Source organism: Paenibacillus sp. SYP-B3998, from assembly GCF_010820665.1.
GTDB lineage: Bacteria > Bacillota > Bacilli > Paenibacillales > NBRC-103111 > Paenibacillus_E.
On sequence record NZ_JAAIKC010000009.1, the window covers coordinates 151108 to 170504 of the forward strand.

At 46.4% G+C, this 19397-nt stretch carries 21 protein-coding genes; 15 read left to right on the forward strand and 6 right to left on the reverse strand.

From position 1 onward, the window contains the following. Nucleotides 1-7 precede the first annotated feature (7 nt). From GK047_RS20895 to GK047_RS20910, 4 genes are read left to right on the forward strand one after another with little or no spacing between them, the layout of a single operon-like run. Nucleotides 8-763, forward strand: a complete 756-nt coding sequence (locus GK047_RS20895) for a Cof-type HAD-IIB family hydrolase (protein WP_163951289.1) — start codon at nucleotides 8-10, stop codon at nucleotides 761-763. A 36-nt stretch (nucleotides 764-799) separates the two neighbouring features. After that, a complete protein-coding gene (locus GK047_RS20900; RefSeq protein WP_163951291.1) occupies nucleotides 800-1285 on the forward strand; it encodes a DUF456 domain-containing protein in 486 nt (161 codons plus the stop codon). 56 nt (nucleotides 1286-1341) lie between these two features. Continuing rightward, nucleotides 1342-2061: a ThuA domain-containing protein gene (locus tag GK047_RS20905; RefSeq protein ID WP_163951294.1), complete on the forward strand. Its 720-nt coding sequence runs from the start codon at nucleotides 1342-1344 to the stop codon at nucleotides 2059-2061. 20 nt (nucleotides 2062-2081) lie between these two features. Continuing rightward, nucleotides 2082-3770: a putative polysaccharide biosynthesis protein gene (locus GK047_RS20910; RefSeq protein WP_163951297.1), complete on the forward strand. Its 1689-nt coding sequence runs from the start codon at nucleotides 2082-2084 to the stop codon at nucleotides 3768-3770. On the opposite strand, the gene GK047_RS20915 is transcribed toward GK047_RS20910, so the two are convergent. From GK047_RS20915 to GK047_RS20925, 3 genes are all read right to left on the reverse strand, one after another. Then, a complete protein-coding gene (locus GK047_RS20915; protein ID WP_163951300.1) occupies nucleotides 3767-5080 on the reverse strand; it encodes a DUF2515 family protein in 1314 nt (437 codons plus the stop codon). The genes GK047_RS20910 and GK047_RS20915 overlap by 4 nt on opposite strands. 171 nt (nucleotides 5081-5251) lie before the next feature. Then, nucleotides 5252-5491, reverse strand: coding sequence for a type II toxin-antitoxin system antitoxin (locus GK047_RS20920; RefSeq protein WP_163951303.1), 240 nt, complete (start codon nucleotides 5489-5491; stop codon nucleotides 5252-5254). A 13-nt stretch (nucleotides 5492-5504) separates the two neighbouring features. Then, the gene (locus GK047_RS20925) at nucleotides 5505-6344 is read right to left on the reverse strand and encodes an SPFH domain-containing protein (protein ID WP_163951307.1); all 840 of its coding nucleotides are present in this window, start codon (nucleotides 6342-6344) and stop codon (nucleotides 5505-5507) included. Between the two features lie 167 nt (nucleotides 6345-6511). On the opposite strand from GK047_RS20925, the gene GK047_RS20930 reads away from it, so the two are divergent. The 6 genes from GK047_RS20930 (at nucleotide 6512) to GK047_RS20955 (ending at nucleotide 11695) form a co-directional block, all read left to right on the forward strand. Next, nucleotides 6512-6856, forward strand: coding sequence for a thioredoxin family protein (locus GK047_RS20930; RefSeq protein ID WP_163951309.1), 345 nt, complete (start codon nucleotides 6512-6514; stop codon nucleotides 6854-6856). 189 nt (nucleotides 6857-7045) lie between these two features. Next, nucleotides 7046-7948 (forward strand): COX15/CtaA family protein, encoded by a 903-nt coding sequence (locus GK047_RS20935; protein WP_163951311.1) that lies wholly within the window; start codon nucleotides 7046-7048, stop codon nucleotides 7946-7948. 129 nt (nucleotides 7949-8077) lie between these two features. Continuing rightward, nucleotides 8078-9841: a UbiD family decarboxylase gene (locus GK047_RS20940; RefSeq protein ID WP_163951316.1), complete on the forward strand. Its 1764-nt coding sequence runs from the start codon at nucleotides 8078-8080 to the stop codon at nucleotides 9839-9841. Nucleotides 9842-9895: 54 nt separating this feature from the next. Then, nucleotides 9896-10135 (forward strand): hypothetical protein, encoded by a 240-nt coding sequence (locus GK047_RS20945; protein WP_163951319.1) that lies wholly within the window; start codon nucleotides 9896-9898, stop codon nucleotides 10133-10135. Nucleotides 10136-10167: 32 nt separating this feature from the next. Beyond that, nucleotides 10168-10878 carry a Cthe_2314 family HEPN domain-containing protein gene (locus tag GK047_RS20950; protein ID WP_163951322.1) on the forward strand — a complete coding sequence of 237 codons (711 nt, stop codon included), beginning with the start codon at nucleotides 10168-10170 and terminating at the stop codon, nucleotides 10876-10878. Nucleotides 10879-10885: 7 nt separating this feature from the next. Continuing rightward, nucleotides 10886-11695 carry an SDR family oxidoreductase gene (locus tag GK047_RS20955; protein WP_163951325.1) on the forward strand — a complete coding sequence of 270 codons (810 nt, stop codon included), beginning with the start codon at nucleotides 10886-10888 and terminating at the stop codon, nucleotides 11693-11695. A gap of 82 nt (nucleotides 11696-11777) precedes the next feature. Here the strand turns inward: GK047_RS20955 and GK047_RS20960 are convergent, their stop codons facing one another. Further along, nucleotides 11778-12023, reverse strand: coding sequence for a NifU family protein (locus GK047_RS20960; protein ID WP_163951327.1), 246 nt, complete (start codon nucleotides 12021-12023; stop codon nucleotides 11778-11780). A gap of 98 nt (nucleotides 12024-12121) precedes the next feature. Between GK047_RS20960 and GK047_RS20965 the strand changes: the two genes are divergently transcribed. Next, nucleotides 12122-12376 carry a YuzB family protein gene (locus GK047_RS20965; protein ID WP_163951330.1) on the forward strand — a complete coding sequence of 85 codons (255 nt, stop codon included), beginning with the start codon at nucleotides 12122-12124 and terminating at the stop codon, nucleotides 12374-12376. A 13-nt stretch (nucleotides 12377-12389) separates the two neighbouring features. On the opposite strand, the gene GK047_RS20970 is transcribed toward GK047_RS20965, so the two are convergent. Next, entirely contained in the window at nucleotides 12390-13454 is a 1065-nt protein-coding gene (locus GK047_RS20970) for an NAD(P)/FAD-dependent oxidoreductase (protein WP_163951333.1), read from the reverse strand. Nucleotides 13455-13499: 45 nt separating this feature from the next. After that, nucleotides 13500-14600, reverse strand: a complete 1101-nt coding sequence (mqnE, locus tag GK047_RS20975) for an aminofutalosine synthase MqnE (protein ID WP_163951336.1) — start codon at nucleotides 14598-14600, stop codon at nucleotides 13500-13502. A gap of 338 nt (nucleotides 14601-14938) precedes the next feature. Here mqnE and GK047_RS20980 point away from each other — a divergent pair, with 338 nt between their 5' ends. The 4 genes from GK047_RS20980 to fumC all read left to right on the forward strand — a co-directional run bounded on the left by GK047_RS20980 (nucleotide 14939) and on the right by fumC (nucleotide 19391). Then, on the forward strand, nucleotides 14939-15118 hold the full coding sequence (locus tag GK047_RS20980; protein WP_346010369.1) for a Spo0E family sporulation regulatory protein-aspartic acid phosphatase: 180 nt from the start codon (nucleotides 14939-14941) through the stop codon (nucleotides 15116-15118). A gap of 119 nt (nucleotides 15119-15237) precedes the next feature. Continuing rightward, on the forward strand, nucleotides 15238-15597 hold the full coding sequence (locus GK047_RS20985; RefSeq protein WP_163951340.1) for a HesB/IscA family protein: 360 nt from the start codon (nucleotides 15238-15240) through the stop codon (nucleotides 15595-15597). Between the two features lie 237 nt (nucleotides 15598-15834). Continuing rightward, entirely contained in the window at nucleotides 15835-17952 is a 2118-nt protein-coding gene (locus GK047_RS20990; protein WP_163951343.1) for a sensor domain-containing protein, read from the forward strand. A gap of 47 nt (nucleotides 17953-17999) precedes the next feature. Then, nucleotides 18000-19391 carry a class II fumarate hydratase gene (fumC, locus tag GK047_RS20995; protein WP_163951346.1) on the forward strand — a complete coding sequence of 464 codons (1392 nt, stop codon included), beginning with the start codon at nucleotides 18000-18002 and terminating at the stop codon, nucleotides 19389-19391. The last annotated feature ends 6 nt before the right edge of the window (nucleotides 19392-19397 follow it).

Here is a 19397-nt window from a genome sequence, read left to right on the forward strand (position 1 = left end):
ACAGGGGATGGAATCCATGGATTCGAGCTCATTTAAATTGATTGCACTGGACATGGACGGGACCCTATTGAACGAGGAAAAACGAATCTCTGAAGAGAATCGCGAAGCGATTCTTGCCGCGCTGAAAGCAGGAAAGACGGTTATTATGTCCACAGGACGCGGTGTGCAGAGCGCTATGCCTTACGTGAAGGAGCTAGGGCTTTGCACCCCCATCGTTGCCGTGAACGGCAGCGAGGTGTGGGAATCGCCAGACAAGCTGCTTAGCCGTACGCTGCTTGAAGCGGAAACGGTACATCGTTTGCACGCGTTAGCGTTGGAGCATGACTCGTGGTGGTGGGCCTACGCTGTGGAAGGTATTTTCAACCGTGAGAGCGAGTCTATGGACATTGATCATCTAAATTGGTTGAAATTCGGCTACTACACCGAAAATCTCGAAAAACTGGCGTTGATTCGAACAACGGTAGCAGGTTGGGGCATTCTTGAAATAACGAATTCGCATCCGTGCAACATCGAGTTGAATCCACGGGGCGTAAGCAAAGCAAGCGGAGTGGAAGCCGTGTGTCAGCTTCTTAACATCACGATGTCCGAAGTTATTGCTATGGGTGATAGCGAGAACGATATCTCGATGATTCGAGCTGCGGGCTTAGGAGTCGCTATGGGAAATGCACAAGAGGAAGTTAAACGAGTTGCTGACCTCACAACGCTTACCAACGAAGAGCATGCGGTGGCTAAGGTCATTCATGACTATTTGTTAACACCGTAGTATTCATATCTGTATGTTTGGAGGGAGATGCTGAACATGGTTGTTTTAGGCTGGGTTTTGGTTATCCTATTATTTGTGGTAGGTATGATTGGTGCCGTTTATCCTGTGCTGCCGGGTGTATTGGCAATTTACGGAGCTTTTTTCCTATATGGTTGGCTGGTTAGTTTTGAACCATTTGGTATCTGGTTTTGGCTCATCCAATCGATAATTGTTCTCATTATTATCGTGGCAGATTACGCAGTAAGCGCGCTAGGGGTGAAAAAGTTTGGAGGCTCCAAAGCATCTGTAATTGGAAGCACGATTGGCTTAATTATTGGCCCTTTCGTTATTCCGGCTTTCGGCTTGATTATCGGCCCATTTTTGGGCGCTGTGATTGGCGAACTGATTATCGGTACGGAGTGGAAAAAGGCGTTCAGCGCCGGAATTGGTTCCGTACTTGGATTTTTCTCCAGTCTAGTGGTCAAAATCGTGCTGCAGCTGCTTATGATCATCCTCTTCTTCATCTGGGTCTTTTATCACTAAAAAGAAGTTACCGTTAAAGGCAAGCCTAGTAAGCAACCTACAAGGAGGCTCTCGCTATGATACGTGTTACGGTATGGAATGAAAATCTGCATGAACAAACACACAAAGAGGTGCAAGAGATTTATCCTAAGGGGATTCATGTTGCTATTGCCGAGGGTATTGCCAGCTCTGAGTTCGAAGTTCGTACCGCTACACTGGATCAGCCTGAACATGGACTAACGCAAGAGGTGCTCGATCAAACAGATGTCCTTATTTGGTGGGGGCACATGGGCCATGACAAAGTCGCTGATGAAATCGTGGATCGTGTACAGATGAGAGTGTGGCAGGGGATGGGTATCATTGTGCTGCATTCGGGTCACTTCTCCAAAATTTTCAAGAAGCTGATGGGCACCTCATGCGATTTAAAGTGGCGGGAAGCAAACGAGAAGGAACGGATTTGGGTCGTTGATCCTGCCCATCCAATTGCTGAAGGATTAGATCAGTATTTTGAACTGGAGCATGAAGAAATGTATGGCGAGCACTTCGACATACCGGCTCCTGACGAATTGATCTTTGTTTCTTGGTTCGAAGGCGGGGAAGTATTTCGCAGTGGCTGCACCTATCATCGTGGGAATGGGAAAGTATTTTATTTCCGGCCCGGTCATGAAACCCACCCAACCTACTATAACAAAAATGTGCTCAAAGTAATTTCCAACGGCGTCAAATGGGCTGCGCCTATCCATGGGGTTCGCCATTATTACGGCAATCACAAGCCATTGGAACAGATTAAAGTGTAAGAAGAGAGAAGGAACGGACGTTGACGAAAGAAACGAAAGATTCTCTGGTAAAAGGAACCCTCATTCTAACCGTGGCCGCGCTTATAGCGCGGTTTCTCGGCGTTTTTCAGCGAATTCCGCTGGTGCAATTGCTCCATGAAGAAGGAATGGGAAGCTATACGATTGCATTTAACTTATATTCCATATTACTCGTAGTAGCAACAGCCGGTATACCAAGCGCATTAAGTAAAATGGTGTCGGAAAAATATGCCCTTGGCCGACATGAGGAAGCCGAACGCATCTATCGCGCCTCGATTTGGTTCGCAGTCGTGGCTGGTGTCGTGATGACATCACTGCTCTATGTATTTGCTCCGCTCTATGCGGAAACGATTTCGCATGGGGGGCCAGACGCTACATTAGCTACACGAGCAATTGCTCCTGCGATGTTATTGTTCCCGCTCATTGCCATCATGCGGGGGTATTTCCAAGGTAGACGCAATATGATGCCTAATGGGATCTCGCAAGTGGTAGAACAAGTATTCAGGCTCATTACTTCCATTGCTTTGGCTTATTTCTTGTTAAACATCAGCTTGGGCTGGGGGGTTGCCGGAGCATCCTTCGGAGGCGTTATTGGCGGAGCTGCCGCGCTTGCGATCATGGTTGTTTATGCCTTAAAGCTTAAACGTAAGGACGCGCTGTCAGCTAGTGAAAGAGTTTCACGGGCAGTCACAGAGGAAACAGCAGCTACTGGGACAGGGGACACCGCTCCTGTGCTGACAAGCTATAAAGATATTTATAAAAGTCTTCTGAAACTTTCGATTCCTATTGTTGTCTTCTCCGTGGCGGTGACACTCGTCTATGCTATTGATACATCCATTATCATTCGATTATTAGAAGGAAGTATTGGCGCTTTGGAAGCGAAAGGACTTGTCGGTATTATCGGTGGACGAGCACAGTCATTGGCGGGCATCCCGATCATTCTCGCGATCGCGCTGAGCCAATCTGTCGTTCCGATCATTTCCGCCGCTTATTCTCGCAAGGATTTGAAGCAGGTGGGCACTCAGACCACGAGAGTGCTTCAGTTGGCTATTTTATCCGGGCTTCCTGCAGTCCTGACAATCAGTATCGCAGCTCGCCCGTTGGACTTCTTCTTGTTCGGACATGAGGATTCAGCCTATGGCTTAAGCCATGGACCTAACATGATCGCTCTGCTTACGCTAGGTGCGATGTTTCAAATTATCATGCAGACCTCCGGTGCTGTTCTCATGGGAATGGGGCGCATGAAGCCCTTAATGGTTCATGTGGCTGTAGGGATAGCAGTTAAGCTAGCGGGAAGCTTCCTGCTAAGCCAATGGTTTGGCATTTACGGTATTATCGCTGCAACTGGCCTTTGTTTCCTTGTCATGTCATGGCTAAATTTGCGCGTATTACGTAAAGAAGTGGAATTCACGATACTAGGACGCCGATTCATCGGACTTCTCTGTTCTGTTATCGTTATTATCGTACTTGGTCTAACCGTTGAAAGGCTTACGCACGCCTACGTACATCCATTTGCTTGGTATCGTCTTAATGAAGGTGTCAATGCTGTGCTCGTTTGTGGTTTCACAGCTGCGTTATATCCTTTGATGTTGATGCTAACTCGTGTCGTAACGAAGGAAGACGTCAAGAACTTCCCGGCGCCGCTGCAGAAGCTAATTGCCAAAGCAGGCCGATTGCTGGGTCGCTCTTAAGGAAGCTTAATTGTCTGTAAGGCGAGAATGCCGAGTTCGATTTTATTTAACGCGACGCAGGCTTCGTTCGTTAGGTCGAAGGGGATCGGCACGGCGATCGGCCGCATATGCAGCAGTGGTTTCTTAACATCAACGAACCAGTCCCCGGGCTCTACAGAGGCCAAGTTTCGATCAGGCCAGGCCTGATCGAGCGGAGGGCTATAGAACGGGGCAGCGTCTTTCTTCAATACACAACCATGAAGCCTCTCCTGATACTTTACCTCAGGAGGGGCTTTTCGTATGGGCGCATACAGATGCGGCCAATAGTCTGAGCGGGACCCCGTATGAGGAGTGGCTTCTGCGAAGCTTACCACCCCTTGAAAAACAGCCGGAATGCCAAATAAAATGGCATATAAGCTTTTTCCAAACGCGATCCGCTCGGTTAAATCTGCGAAGTTTTCTAGAATAAGCCCGGCAAGAGGCAGAGAAGGGGATGCCATGTCATGGTTAGGATCTGTGGGAGCAACAGAAGATGAGCCAAAGGGAAAGCAGACTTGGTTAAGCTGAAGCCAGGCTTGCGTTTTGAAAAGCGGCGTATGCAGGACGCTCGTTTGGTAGTGATGATTCTGCACAATGCGTTTCTCTATATAATTTTGCTCATTTATAATAAGTGAAATCGTGAGCGCAGCCGACTCCCGCTGTGTCCAAAAATCAAGCCATACCGGCTCCATCCAAGCGGAAACACCAAGAAAAGGCAGCAAATGAAACAAGCTTCGCTTTCTTTTCTTACTTTCTGCATAAAGGAGAAGCTGAGAGTAGGCATCCTTGAAAATAAGACCGTTGGCTCGTTCTAGAAAAGCAAATACATGCTCCTTTTGCTCCTCGTTCATCAAGTGGGGCAGCATGTCTCCTTGAAGATCGGTCATGCACCAACCACCATTACGTGAAACCATATGAGCTAGTAATGCCCAATGCAGCTCTGGATTTACTAGGTAGGAAGACCAGTAAGCTTTGGTGCGCGTAACGTTGTTCCGATTCTCACGTTTTGTTTTTTCTTGAATCTGCTGTAGGAGCAGCTTTTCTTCTGAAGTGAGTGGAGAACTTGCGATCCCCACTTGCTGCAGCTGAAGCTGCTGAATCCAGCTTTGCTCCAATCGCCGAATGGTTTCAGCTGGTAGAGGTATCGGTTTGAATGAATCGGTTACTTTTGTAAAATCGACGAGTGAGGCAGACTGGTGTTTAAATAGCTGGAGCAATGCATGTGGAAGCTGACCTATTTTACCGAGGATACGTCGGAAGCTTCCTGTTCCCCTGGTTTTGACGTTAGTCATCCCTTGGCCCCTCCTGTTTCCAGATTTGTTAAATCCTCGTTTCCAACTAGTGTTTGCTTATTCACTTACAGGTATGTGAGGAGGAAGCTTTTTATGGCTGTACATCCACAAACGAAAAAACATCTCACAGAGGATTAATCTGTAGAGATGTTTATTTGCATGGCTTATTAATCAATCTGATGAATCGGAGTGTTTGGGAGATTCAAGTCCTTCAGATCCTTCAGATGGGGGCGTTTCGGGTGTACTGCCTGTTAAAACAGCCTTAGGCAGCCGACCAGCGCGTTGAAGCGATTCCCGAAGCAAATACTCGATATGACCATTTACGCTGCGGAATTCATCCCCAGCCCATTGCTCCAGTGCTTCATAGAGCTTGGGATCAAGTCGCAGGGGAAAGTTTTTCTTTGGTGCCATAGTAAGAGTCCCGTTAGTACAGCGTACCGGTATTGATGACCGGGCTCGCTGAGCGGTCAGATACAATCGCAACAAGCAGATTGTTAATCATCGCCGCTTTCTTTTCTTCATCCAACTGAAGGCCCTCAGCTTCAAGCTTGGCAATAGCCATTTGCACCATGCCGACAGCACCTTCAACTATGGTCTGACGGGCAGCCAATATAGCCGATGCTTGCTGACGTTGGAGCATGGAGCTGGCAATCTCCGTTGAGTACGCGAGATGGGTGAGGCGAGATTCAATCACCTCAACCCCAGCAACAGCGAGTCGATGCTGCAGCTCAATGCTGAGCTCGGAGGCTACTTCATCGGCATTGCCTCGCAGGGAGTACCCTTCCCCCTCATAGCGGTCATACGGGTATTTGCTTGCAACGTGACGTAAAGCGGTCTCGCTTTGAATCTCAACGAATTTTTCGTAACTATCCACGTCAAACAGCGCTTTATACGTGTCGACAACTTTAAAAACGACAACAGCTGCAATTTCAATCGGATTGCCTTCCACATCATTAACTTTCAGTTTTACACTGTTAAAATTACGGATGCGAAGGGATATTTTCCGGCGGCTGGAAAAAGGAACGATTAACCAAAGACCACTTTTCCGAATCGTACCTAAGTAGCTGCCGAAAAAAGTAATAACAGAAGCTTCATTTGGTTGAACAGCTGTTATGACTGAAATAAACACGAAACCAAGCACGATTAGAATAACACCGGGAACAATGAGTTCCTGAGTGAGCAGAAAAGCGCCTAGTCCAGCACCTATAATAAATAAAAACAAACCAAGAAATCCGTTTATTGACCAAGCTTTCGTTTCCTTCATAAAACCAACACTCCATTCATGTATATTGTTTTGATATTCATATGATATCACTTTTTACTTTTACTGTAAATAGGTTGAGGGAACATAGGTTTTTCTTTTACAAACCTTGACACCTTATTTCGGGCATGCTATAAGTGAATAAATTCCCTAGCAGTGAGGTGTTAGACATGCGCAAAGTATCGAATGAAAAAGAGTTTGAAGAGCAAATTTCACAATCGCTAATGACTGTAGCGGTGTTCAAAGCGACATGGTGTAAAGATTGTCATTATATCGAGCCTTTTATGCCGGATTTGGAAAAAGAGTATAAAGACCGCCTTACATTCATTGAACTGGACCGTGATGAAGTGCCAGATCTGTGCGAACAATTGAATATTCTGGGCATTCCCAGCTTCATTGCTTTCCGTGAAGGCAAAGAACTGGTGCGCTTCGTAAGTAAGCTGCGCAAGACGAAAGAAGAAATCGAGCAATTCCTGGACAGGGCTATCGAAGTGTCCGGCGCACTTGCTCAATAAGTGGCAAAATTGTTGCGAAAAAGTGGCTCCTTTGGGGCCACTTTTTCGTTCTTCGCCAGGTTAGTTGCGGTTTCGGAGCTTTGTAACATTTGCGAATGGATTTGCCCCCCATTTACGGCTATAATTGAAACGGAAAGAACCATTTCGACAAATTGATACAGAAGTCATGACATAAAAGTAGGTGCAAACATGCAAAAATGGATACCAAGATTAGCAAATCTTTCGGCTTTCGGGATGTTTCTTATCCTGGCAATGGGTGCGCTCGTGACAAAGGCTGACGCGGGCAGAGGCTGTGGAGATGAGTGGCCGCTGTGTAACGGTAAATTTGTGCCAGCACACACGATTTCCTCCTTTATCGAATACAGTCATCGATTAGTCGTGGGCATTGTAACGATCATTCTTATTGCCACGTTTTTTCTTGTGTTTCGTTATGTAAAACGCAAAGATGCCAAATGGTTCGTTACAGGAACCGTTGTTATGACACTTATTCAAGCAGCAATGGGCGCGTTGGCGGTTGTATGGCCACAATCCTCACTCGTGCTGGCGCTTCACTTTGGACTTTCATTACTTGCTTTCGCTTTTGCGCTGCTTCTTGCAATCACCTTTACACCATGGGGGCAGTATCAGCATTCGGATCGTCAGATTCGCACGGGTTTCAAGGTACTGGTATGGGGGACAGCGGTGTACAGTTACGTAGTTGTGTATCTAGGCGCCTTCGTTCGTCACACGGTTTCCTCGGGGGGATGTTCGGGCTGGCCTCTATGCAATGGGGAAGTCATTCCTGAATTGACTGGAGCAACAGGCATTGTATTTGCGCACCGTATAGCTGCCTTACTGTTGTTTTTCTTCATTTTGCTGCTCTATTTGCAGGCCAAACGTCAATATAACGCTTCAGACAAATTGGTTTTTGGAAGCAAGTGGTCGCTCATTCTTGTTCTTGTTCAAATTGTTAGCGGGGCGATTGTGACCTGGTCGATGGGAAATGAAGTGGCCTATTTATTTACAGCAATGATTCATGCCATGATTGTTGCTTGCATGTTTGGATTCTTATGTTATTTATGCATACTAACGTTATATGACCGCAAAGCCTAATGCCCTTCGTGCCGTGTCAGCTCCCTAAGCGCGGTTGGCGAAGAAGTGCACAGCGGATAGGAGAGCCTTCTAGCAGAAGGCTATTTCCTTATTTAGACCCTTATTCTTTTTAGCAGAGGTGGAACGTAGATGGTACCAACGAATTTAAGAGATTTTCTTGAAATCCTACGTAAGGAAAATCAGGTGATTGAAATATCGGCTCCAGTTGATCCGAATTTGGAGCTTGCGGAAATTCACAGACGTGTCATTGATGAGCAAGGTCCTGCACTGCTGTTCACGAACGTTAAAGGCAGCTCGTTTCCCGTTGTCTCGAACTTGTTTGGAACGACCCGCCGCGTGGATCTGGCCTTCGGTCCGAAGCCGGAGCTATTCATGAAAGCGGTTGTCAATGCGACAAGCACACTGCTCCCGCCTACGCCTAAAGCGCTTTGGGGTGAGCGTGAGCTTATTCTCGATCTGCTGAAGGTCGGAACAAAGCGAATCCAACCAAGTCAAGCCCCTATTCTCGGGGGCTTAAAGCAAGAAAACCCACTTGCAGGACTGCCAGTTCTAACGAGCTGGCAGGAAGACGGCGGTCCATTCGTCACATTGCCTCTCGTGTACACGGAGCATCCGGATGGGGGTCACCATAATCTAGGCATGTACCGCATGCAAGTGTATGATGACAACACAACCGGCATGCATTGGCAAATACATAAAGGCGGAGGCTTCCACTACCACGAAGCCGAGAAACGCAATCAGGCGCTTCCTGTCACGGTGTTCCTCGGGGGCCCGCCCGCGCTCATCGCTTCGGCGATTGCGCCGGTACCCGAACACCTGCCTGAGCTTATGCTCGCATCGCTCATTCTTGGAAAGAAGCTCCCTATGGTGGATAATCCCCATGGCGGGCATCGCCTCGTCGCCGAGGCAGAGTTCGCGATCTGCGGTTCCGTACCTCCGCATCTCAAACGCCCAGAAGGGCCATTCGGAGACCACTTTGGCTACTATTCGCTTGTCCATGACTTCCCCGTTTTCAACGTGAATCATGTGTGGCATCGAAAAGATGCGATTTATCCTGCGACAATCGTAGGCAAGCCTCGCCAAGAGGATTACTTCCTTGGCGAGTTTTTGCAAAGACTGCTTGAGCCTGCGTTTCCTATGGCCATGCCAGGGGTAAAAGACTTATGGACGTATGCAGAGACCGGGTTTCACCCGCTTGCTGCTGCCGTCGTCCGCGAAAGCTACAGCCGTGAAGCTTTGGGAACGGCGTTCCGTATACTTGGCGAAGGCCAGCTCTCACTGACCAAGTTCCTTGTCCTGACCGACCAACCCGTTGTGTTGGCGAATTTTACACAACTGCTTGAAACCGTACTGGAACGTTTTGACCCAGCGCGTGATCTGTTCATCTTCAATAAAACATCGCATGATACGCTTGACTATACAGGGGGCAAGCTCAACCACGGCAGTAAAGCGGTGCTGCTCGGTACCGGTGATTCCGTGCGTGAATTACCAAGAGCCTACACAGCAGGCGAGCTGCCTGAGATTCAGGATATTGCTGTCTATTGCGGCGGTTGTCTGCTTGTATCTGGCGCAGCCTATGCGGCTGAACCGGAGCTGCCGCAGCGGTTGCTTGCGAATGCGGCTAGCCGTTTGACGCAGTGGCCACTCGTCATTCTAGTTGACGACGCTAGCGCAATTGCCCATGACCAAACTAAATTCCTATGGACGGTGTTTACACGCTTTAATCCAGCGACGGATATGTATGCCCAGTCGAATGTAAGCCGTCATCATATTTCATACGAACTTCCGATCGTTATTGATGCTCGGATGAAGCCAGGTTATCCAGATGAACTCTTCCCGCGGGAGGATATCGTAGAACTTGTCGATACACGTTGGAAGGAATACTTTGCATGAGTTCGGATGGCATAAGCAAGCTATATCCGCATAGAGGGATTTGTTCCCGTCTATATGCTTTGGGGAATCAATCTGGCCTTGATGGCAAGTATGATTCGCATTCTGTGGGTCTATACTTATTTCTATTATTGCTCACGAACACGTAAGCCTTATATCGCGTTTGAGGATTCAATCGATTTCGTTCTATCCATGCATCTGGGGATAGGCGTTCTATGTGCGATGTATTGGGTACATCGAGACCGCGCGCGAACGACAAAAGCCATTGCGCTAAGTGGATCAACTATCCAGCAGTAATTAACCATGTTTCAAAAAAAGGGGGTGCGCTCATGTTGCGATTTCTGTTTAACGAACCAAAGCGAACGGATAGCGGTCACCTTCTGGAAGCAGGCCATGCAGTGAGAGCATATATCGCATCATTGGAAGCGACTGGCCGCAGCCACCCCGCGTCAGAATATAAGAAGCAGCATCGATTGGCCATCTGGAGCAAAGGCTTTCTTGATGCTCTCGACGAGCTTGAGCAAAGCAAATACTGTTGCGAACGTTACGCGCAGCACATAAATAAAGCGTTTCTGGAGGAAATGAATCCTGCTGAGATAGAAGCGTATCACCGCTTCGTTTATTTTTATAAAAATGCTTTTATTCGTTTGTTTTCAATTTTGGATAAGCTAGGAACGTTCATGAACGATCTGTTTGAAATGAAAACGGAAACCGTTAAGTCGCGCTTTTCTTACTTTACCGTACTGCGTCGAATGCATGAACATCACATTCACAGCTCGCTTGAGCTTCAGCTCTATAATCTTAAAATGGACTATAAATCTGCTCTCGATCGGCTTCGGAATCAACGTAATATGGAGATTCACTATATTAATGCAGAAATGCTGGATGATCTGATGCAAAAAGAACCTGTACCTGGTGAACGCATCCACGTTGAAAATGTAAAGATGAATGTTGCTGATTTGCAGCAGGGATTTGACATGGCGTGCCGAACGTTAACAGTAGCCTTTAGTTATATTACGGCGAAGAACGCAAAGGGGTAAAAGGAGCATGGATTTGAAAAACCGAACGGTTCTGATTACAGGCAGTGCCAAAGGTTTAGGGAAAATGACCGCGATTACGCTTGCGAATAAAGGCTGTCATGTGGCTGTCAATTATGTCAACAGCGAAAAGGAAGCTAGCGAACTTGTACGGCAGCTGGAGCAGCTCGGTGTGCGAAGTATAGCTGTTCAAGGCGATGTAGCCAAGCGCGAGGACATCATCCGAATGGTGGAAGAGACAACCTCGAAGCTAGGAATGATTGATATTCTTGTCAATAATGCCGGTCCTTTTTTTAGAGAAAGGCGTTTTTTTGCCGATTATCAGATTGATGAAATAGAGTATTTAACACGCGGTAATTTACTAGGTGTTATGGAACTTGATCATCTGGTACTGCCGATGATGAGAGAAAGACGATGGGGGCGCATTATTCACTTTGGCTTCGGGAAGGCAGCTGAAGCGAGAGGGTGGACACATCGTGCTGTATATGCAGCTGCCAAGGTTGGTTTAGTCTCTTTTACCAAGACGCTTGCTGAGGAAGAAGCCAGTAATGGCATCACGGTTAACATGATCTGCCCAGGCGACATACGTGGCATGAATAAGGAACGCACGATAGAAGAGGCGCGTCTGGAAGCAGATGGGGAAACGCCGATAGGGCGGCCAGGCACAGGCGAGGATGTGGCCAGAGTTATTGCCTTTTTATGCATGCCTGAATCAGACTTCATAACGGGAAATATTATGGATATTTCTGGCGGTCTGGACCCGATTCAACCTTTACCTGTGCTTAAACAACGCAAACACGAGTATTCAGTAGAATCCTAGTATGTAATAATAGCCAAACTATATAAAAGTATAGCAAAAAGAGCTTACCGCATGGTAAGCTCCTTCTTATGATATAGTCGTCTTAGAATACTTGAACGACCTCGATTATGCCTTCTACTTCTTCAACCAACGCTCTCTCGATACCAGCTTTAAGCGTGATTGTCGAGCTTGGGCAACTGCCACAGGCACCCATAAGTTTCAGCTTAACGATACCATCTTCCACATCAACAAGATCGACGTCACCGCCATCGCGTTGTAGAAAAGGACGGAGTTTATCCAAAACCTCAAGGACTTCATCATAAATTACTTCTTTCGTTTTTTCAGTCATTTGATTCATCTCCTTTCTTTTATTATTATAGTACAATACTTAATAAATGAAAATGGTTTTCAACGTGAAACTATAGATCATAAGGTGGAATTTTTATCATGAGACCAATTATCGAATTTTGTGCCAGTAATATGCATCATGGAACGGATAAAGTAATGAAAAACTTGGAGCAGAATCCCGACTTTGACGTTATCGAATACGGCTGTCTCGGGAATTGCGGCCAGTGCTATATGGAACCCTTCGCGTTATTAAATGGTGAAATCCTAGCAGCCGAAAGCGCTGATCATCTTCTAGCGCGCATCCTTGAGAAAATCAAGGAAATTGAAGCTATGTATGATCTTTTTGGCGACTGAGTTTTAAAAAATTCTATCCGAAGTGGCGTTTGGATTTCCAAAGCACGCCACTTTTAATGGCACGAGCAATTTTGCCCGTCATCAACGTGCGTTTGCCCATGATGCCGAAGCCGCTTTTCTTGCCGAGGGAACCCAGAGTTCCTCTTAGCTTGATTTTACCGAGGCGAGGGGTTTCACCCTTCCAGATAGACTGCATAGCTTCGGCAATCTGCTTGCCTTGTGCTTGAGCCGCTTGTGCGCTTGGAGAGAACGGCAGTGAAGCGCAATCACCAACGACATAGACTTCCGGGTAATCAGGAATTTGATGGAATTCATTGAGCAGGATGCGCCCTTGTTTATCTTTGGGCACATTCAATGCTTGTACGATAGGCGTAGGCTGAATTCCCGCTGTCCAGATGGTGACATCCGTTTTGATAATCTCCTCTTGATTGTAAAGCTCTCCTCCATCTAGACGGACAAGAGAGACTTGTGGACGCAACTCGATATGATGTTCGACCATCCAATCGCGCACGTACTGCTGAAGGTTGCTGGGAAAGGATGAAAGCAGGCTTGGGCCGCGGTCAATCAGCCTGATATTCAAATCAGGGCGGCTTTCACGCAGTTCAGCGGCCATTTCGACGCCACTTAAGCCGCCTCCAATGATGGAAATTTGGCCGTAAGGTGCGATATCATTCACACGTTGATAAGTAGCACGAGTTTGGGAGAGCGTTTGTATGCTATGAGAATATTCTTCGGCTCCAACAATACCGTGATAACTATCCACGCAGCCCAAACCGATGGCTAACCAATCGTAAGTAAGGGGTTCTTTATCTGCAAATAAAATCTGCTTGTTAGGCAGGTCTACCTCGGTAACCTCGCCATACGTAAGCTCTAAACGTGGGTCAACGGGGTAAGCAACACGAATGTGAGTCTCAGCAATTGTGCCTGAAGCCAAGGCATAGTACTCTGTCTTTAACCCTTGAAAAGGGCTCCGATCCACTAGCACTAGCATCGTATCTTCAGGCAAATCCTTTTCCAGCATGTTTAAGGCTATGGTCAAACCGCCATAACCTCCTCCAAGAATGACAAACTTTTTCATTACACTCAAAATCCCTTCTGATCTTGATCTCTATATATAGTATGACTAATAAACCTTAATTTCATTATAAAAAGTGTCTCGTTCAACAGGCGTGCGTCCTGCGCCATTGATCAACCAGACCAACTCATCGCGAGTTAACCCTTCAGGTGAGAGCGCCCCGGCTGCATGAGAGATCTTCTCTTTGATGATCGTGCCGTGAGCGTCTGATGCGCCGAAGGTGAAAGACAATTGCGTCAGCTTCGTGCCGATGTTAATGAAATAAGCCTTGATATGTGGGAAATTATCCAACATTAAGCGACTGATCGCAATGGTTTTCAACTCATCGAAAGCCGGAACCCGGCGTTTGAGCCCAGCGTTCTTGCTAGCTGGCTGAATTGAATTTGGGATGAACACAAGAAAACCGCCTGTCTCGTCCTGCAATTCGCGCAGTAGTATCATATGGCGGATCCGTTCTTCCATTGTTTCGATGGAACCATACAACATCGTTGCATGTGTTTTCATACCGAGTTGATGGGCACTCCGGTGCACGTCCAGCCATTCTTCGGACGATGCTTTTTCCACTTTCATCTTAGACCGGTAACGCTCCGTCAGAATCTCCGCTCCTCCGCCTGGGAGAGTAGAAAGACCCGCGTCCATGAGTGTTTTCAGTACATCTCGAAAGCTCAGTCCGCTAATACGAGAGAAAAATTCAATTTCAGCAGCGGTATGAGCTTTAATCGTAACGTCCGGGTATGCTTGTTTGAGCTGACGGATGCAGTCTACGTAATATTCGAAAGGCAAATGCGGATTGTGTCCCTGACTGATATGAAACTCACGAATCTCCGGATGATAATTCTCAGCGACATATTCTAGCATCTGACTTGGAGTGAGCGTATACGAACCCTCTTCGCCCTCATCGCGGCGGAAATGACAGAAGGCACAGTGCTCCTCACAAACGTTAGTAAAATACAAACTCATATTTTGCACAAAATAAACTTTGTTTCCGTTCATTCGCGTATTTACTTTGTTCGCCAATTGACCGATGGTTAGCAAATCGTTCGATTCATACAAGAACAGACCATCCTCAAGAGACAGACGCTGACCATTTTCAACCTTATCGGCAATTTCAGCCATTCGTTTGTCTGGGTCTGTGATCACAAAACTCATGATTACTTCCTCCTTAAGTTGAAAAAGTTTAAGTTAAACTCAAAAAATCGACGAATTCGATAAAATAAGGAATGAATACGTCATGTGGTGTGAGTCGCTCGCGTACCAGTGATCCATTTCGGTTCAGGAATTCACACCTGTTTGATAAAAAACGCGCAAGCAATCCATCCTATTATAAACCTACGCGTTGGGAGGGGCAATATATACACGACGATAAATCGACATTCGACACAATTCCAGAAATCGATGACAGAATCTAGTAAAACATATTCCCAATATTGCCAATTTCCTGTATACTATTCCAATGTGATTCCGTAGGACTAAAAGGTGATTAAATCGTGCTACCTATATTTGTGACCGAACCTCAGGAACAATTGAACATAGAGATTGAACAGTTGCGTGGCAAGATGATTTTATTAGGCAATGTTCACGGATTTCTTCATCCTGCCGTGCAGCAATGCAGCAGACAGCTAGATCAGCTGCTTTTGCAATTTTATGAAATCAACCGCAGGCAATAATGCAAGGCTATGTGACTGCCCTTGAGCTATGAGATGATTAGGGGTATACTAATAGTAAGTGTTATTTGCACTTAAGATGGAGTTTTCCCATACGGAGAACTTTGAGGAGGGATTTCCTTATGATTACGATTAGTGAATCGGCTTGCGATAAAATCAAGGAGCTGTTGGCTTCTGAAGAATCACCAAACTTGTTTCTGCGTCTAGGCGTAAAGGCCGGAGGTTGCAGCGGCTTTTCTTACGGTATGGGCTTCGACGATGATCAGAAGGATGACGATAAAATATTGACCATTCACGGCCTGAAGGTCGTTGTGGACGAAGATAGCTCCAAATATTTATACGGCGTTGAGATTGACTACACAGACGCGGGCATGGGCGGAGGCTTCTCCATTAACAACCCGAATGCTGTTGCTTCCTGTGGTTGCGGTCAGTCGTTCAAGCATAAGGAAGAAGAGGGCTTGGCTCAACCTTGTGAGGATTGAGAATGTGTTTGCTCCATACTAGCTATTTTTAGATTTTTTTTAATAAAACCTTTTGAACTTAGGTGTGATTCAATTTCACAAGTTCAAAGGGTTTTTGTTTATTTTTCTGGTGTGAATAGGAAAATAGGTTAGTTTATCGACAGCTAATGTGGGCGTGCATCTTGCAAATATTGACAATGAGAATCATTATCAATATAATAGGGGGACAAACAGGAACGACATCTAAGGTGGTCACATATGGATAAAGAATTGAACCCTCTCTTACAAGAAGGAGGGGTGTTTGCCAACCTCATTATGAATGCCATTTTGGACAATATGCAGGAAAGTATAACGGTGTACGACCAGGAAGGCACTCTGCTTTATTACAATTCAGCTGCCGATAAATCAGGCTTAGTTCATGCTTTTTCCAATCAGCAACAATTATTGCATGCAGATGGGCAGACGCCTATTGCCAATGGGGAGGCGCCCCTCCAGAAGATTTTACGGGGTGAGCAGGTTCATAATGAAGAGATTTGGATTTATGTTAAAAAAAACCAAGCCTCTATTCAACTCGTAAATGGAAGTCCTATTTATACGGAAGGCCATGGACAAGTTGGTTCGCTTATCGTATCGCATGATATTACAAAGCGTAAGTGGGCTGAGCAGAGGCTAGAGGTTAGTGAACAACGATACAAATCGTTATTTGAGCATAACCCTGATATCGTGTGCTGGATCGATCTCCGAGGCTCGGTATTAAAAGTGAACCCCGCGTTGGAGAAGCTGGCTGGTCATTCTTCAGAAAGCATACAAGGCCATAACATCATGAAGTTTATTGCGGTTGATGATTTAGTGAAGGCACAGAAAAGATTCTTTCTTGCTTGCAAAGGAAAGCCGCAAAACTTTGAAATGAAGGCTATCCATCGGAGCGACAGTCTCATAGATTTGCATGTCACAATATTACCTATTGTCGTTAACGGCCAAATCATAGGCGTATATGCTATAGCTAAGGACATATCGAATCGGAAGCGAACCGAAATCATGAACCATTATCTAGCTTATCATGATACTTTAACAAATTTACCGAACCGTCGAATGTTTCAGGAACGTTTGCAGGATGCGATCAAGGCTGCAGATGAAGAGGCTTCGACAGTTGCGGTTATTTTTATGGATTTAGATCGTTTTAAATGGATTAACGATACGTTGGGGCATTCCGTGGGTGATAAGCTGCTGCAAAACATTTCTGAACGGCTCTTGCTTCTTCAGGATGAAACGGACACGATATCCCGTCTTGGCGGGGACGAATTCACATTTATTGTTCGTAGATCGTCTGCACGGCAAATTACGGGAATGGCACAACGGATTTTCGAATGTTTGACACCTGCTTTTTCTTTAGAGGGCCATGATCTACATATCACCCCGAGTATTGGGATCAGCTTATATCCGCAGGATGGTGTCGATGCCGAAACGATGATTCGCCATGCCGATTTGGCAATGTATCGTGCCAAAGAGAAGGGACGTAACAACTTTCAATTTTATAAGCCCGAACTGAATGAACATGTTCATCATAAAATGCTGCTTGAAAGTGAATTGAGGAAAGCATTGGAACGGGGCGAGTTGGAAATTCATTATCAGCCGCAAATAAGCGCTAAGAACGGGCAGCTTTCTGGTATGGAAGCGTTGATTCGTTGGAAGCATCCGGAATTAGGGATGATCTCGCCAGTGGATTTTATCCCGCTAGCAGAAGAAACAGGTTTAATTATTTCAATAGGAGAGTGGATTTTGCGTTCTTCCTGTCTCCAGCACATGGCTTGGAAAAAGAAGGGCTACCCTCCCGTCCATATAGCGGTTAATCTCTCAGCCAGCCAATTCCAACATGAGGGGCTGCAAGAGATGATCGTATCTGCTCTGAAAGAATCCGGCATGGACCCGAATTTTTTGGAGTTGGAAATCACTGAGAGCATAGCGATGTATCGATTTGATTTTGTACAAAAAAAGCTAGACGCTCTTAAGCAAGTTGGGATCCAGATCGCGATTGACGATTTTGGCACGGGCTATAGCTCTTTGAGCTATCTTCGAAAGTATCCGATCGACAAGCTGAAGATCGACCGATCTTTTATTCGTGAGATGACCGAACGCGAAGAAGATTATTACATTGTTAAAGCTGTTATCGCGCTGGCGAAAAGCTTACACTTGACGATCATTGCAGAAGGGGTTGAGACAGAGAATCAGCTAATGATGCTTCAACAGTTGGGTTGCGACGATATTCAAGGCTATTGGTACAGTAAGCCAAAACCAGCATGGCAAATCGAAAAGGAATTCTATGCAGCTATAGTCATTTATTCAATTGACATTGATAATCATTCTCATTTATTATAGAGGAGGAAGCAAATACTTCAATTGGAAAAAGATGATGGAGGCTGAAGATGGCTTATCGCATTGAAAGAGATACATTAGGGGAAGTTCAAGTACCTGCTGATAAATTGTGGGCTGCACAGACCCAACGAAGTTTCGTTAATTTTCAGATCGGCGCCGAGAGAATGCCAATAGCGCTTATTAAAGCATTCGGCATTTTGAAAAAAAGTGCGGCGACGGTTAATCATCATTTAGGCAAATTATTGCCGGAGAAAGCGCAGGCCATTGAAGCTGCTGCGGATGAAATTATTAGAGGAGAGCTGGACGAGCATTTCCCGCTCGTTGTATGGCAGACGGGCAGCGGCACACAGTCGAACATGAACGTGAATGAGGTGATCGCCAATCGCGGTAACCAACTGTTGGAGAAGCAGGGTAGCGATCTGCGCATTCATCCCAACGATGATGTGAATCGTTCGCAGAGCTCCAATGATACGTTCCCTACGGCGATGCACGTAGCTGCATTACTTGCAGTTGAAGAAGAATTGCTGCCAGCCATTGGAGAGCTCCAGCGCACGTTTCGTGAGAAGTGCGAAAGCTTCGCTGATATCATCAAAATTGGACGAACACATTTACAGGATGCAACGCCAATAACACTAGGGCAGGAGATCAGCGGTTGGGTCCGCATGTTAGATAAATCTGGAGCCATGATTCGTCAGAGTGCCAAATCGCTCAGAGAGTTGGCTATCGGCGGGACTGCGGTCGGAACGGGGATTAACGCGCATCCTGAGTTCGGTGATCGTGTAGCCCACGAGATTAGCAAGCTAACAGGGTCCTCCTTTATTAGCGCATCGAATAAGTTCCACGCGCTGACGAGCCATGACGAGCTTGTGTATGTACATGGGGCCTTCAAAGCATTGGCGGCCGATCTGATGAAGATTGCCAACGATGTTAGATGGCTATCCAGCGGGCCGCGCAGTGGAATTGGTGAGTTGATCATTCCTGCGAACGAGCCGGGCAGTTCCATCATGCCGGGTAAAGTGAACCCGACACAGAGTGAAGCGCTGACGATGGTGGTCTGTCAGGTTATGGGCAATGACGCAACGATTGGCTTTGCCGCTAGCCAAGGTAATTTCGAGTTGAACGTGTTCAAGCCTGTGATTATTTATAATTTCTTGCAATCCGCACGACTGCTCACGGATAGCATCAACTCATTTAATACCCATTGCGCGGTCGGAATTGAGCCGAATCTCACTGTTATCCGGGAACATTTGGAACGTTCTCTTATGCTTGTCACAGCGCTAAACCCGCATATCGGGTACGATAACGCTGCTGCGGTTGCTAAGCTCGCTCACAAAGAAGGCATTACGTTAAAGGAAGCTGCTCTGAGAAGCAATCTATTGACCGAAGAGCAGTTTGATCGCTTAGTTCGTCCTGAACTTATGATAGAACCGAAGGGGGATTGATGAGAC

Excerpts from the sequence above, each read along its gene's own strand:
- GK047_RS20895 (WP_163951289.1), top strand. The coding sequence starts at position 8 with ATGGAATCCATGGATTCGAGCTCATTTAAATTGATTGCACTGGACATG.
- GK047_RS20900 (WP_163951291.1), top strand. The coding sequence starts at position 800 with ATGGTTGTTTTAGGCTGGGTTTTGGTTATCCTATTATTTGTGGTAGGT.
- GK047_RS20905 (WP_163951294.1), top strand. The coding sequence starts at position 1,342 with ATGATACGTGTTACGGTATGGAATGAAAATCTGCATGAACAAACACAC.
- GK047_RS20915 (WP_163951300.1), bottom strand. The coding sequence starts at position 5,080 with ATGACTAACGTCAAAACCAGGGGAACAGGAAGCTTCCGACGTATCCTC.
- GK047_RS20920 (WP_163951303.1), bottom strand. The coding sequence starts at position 5,491 with ATGGCACCAAAGAAAAACTTTCCCCTGCGACTTGATCCCAAGCTCTAT.
- GK047_RS20925 (WP_163951307.1), bottom strand. The coding sequence starts at position 6,344 with ATGAAGGAAACGAAAGCTTGGTCAATAAACGGATTTCTTGGTTTGTTT.
- GK047_RS20930 (WP_163951309.1), top strand. The coding sequence starts at position 6,512 with ATGCGCAAAGTATCGAATGAAAAAGAGTTTGAAGAGCAAATTTCACAA.
- GK047_RS20935 (WP_163951311.1), top strand. The coding sequence starts at position 7,046 with ATGCAAAAATGGATACCAAGATTAGCAAATCTTTCGGCTTTCGGGATG.
- GK047_RS20940 (WP_163951316.1), top strand. The coding sequence starts at position 8,078 with ATGGTACCAACGAATTTAAGAGATTTTCTTGAAATCCTACGTAAGGAA.
- GK047_RS20945 (WP_163951319.1), top strand. The coding sequence starts at position 9,896 with ATGCTTTGGGGAATCAATCTGGCCTTGATGGCAAGTATGATTCGCATT.
- GK047_RS20950 (WP_163951322.1), top strand. The coding sequence starts at position 10,168 with ATGTTGCGATTTCTGTTTAACGAACCAAAGCGAACGGATAGCGGTCAC.
- GK047_RS20955 (WP_163951325.1), top strand. The coding sequence starts at position 10,886 with ATGGATTTGAAAAACCGAACGGTTCTGATTACAGGCAGTGCCAAAGGT.
- GK047_RS20960 (WP_163951327.1), bottom strand. The coding sequence starts at position 12,023 with ATGACTGAAAAAACGAAAGAAGTAATTTATGATGAAGTCCTTGAGGTT.
- GK047_RS20965 (WP_163951330.1), top strand. The coding sequence starts at position 12,122 with ATGAGACCAATTATCGAATTTTGTGCCAGTAATATGCATCATGGAACG.
- GK047_RS20970 (WP_163951333.1), bottom strand. The coding sequence starts at position 13,454 with ATGAAAAAGTTTGTCATTCTTGGAGGAGGTTATGGCGGTTTGACCATA.
- mqnE (WP_163951336.1), bottom strand. The coding sequence starts at position 14,600 with ATGAGTTTTGTGATCACAGACCCAGACAAACGAATGGCTGAAATTGCC.
- GK047_RS20985 (WP_163951340.1), top strand. The coding sequence starts at position 15,238 with ATGATTACGATTAGTGAATCGGCTTGCGATAAAATCAAGGAGCTGTTG.
- GK047_RS20990 (WP_163951343.1), top strand. The coding sequence starts at position 15,835 with ATGGATAAAGAATTGAACCCTCTCTTACAAGAAGGAGGGGTGTTTGCC.
- fumC (WP_163951346.1), top strand. The coding sequence starts at position 18,000 with ATGGCTTATCGCATTGAAAGAGATACATTAGGGGAAGTTCAAGTACCT.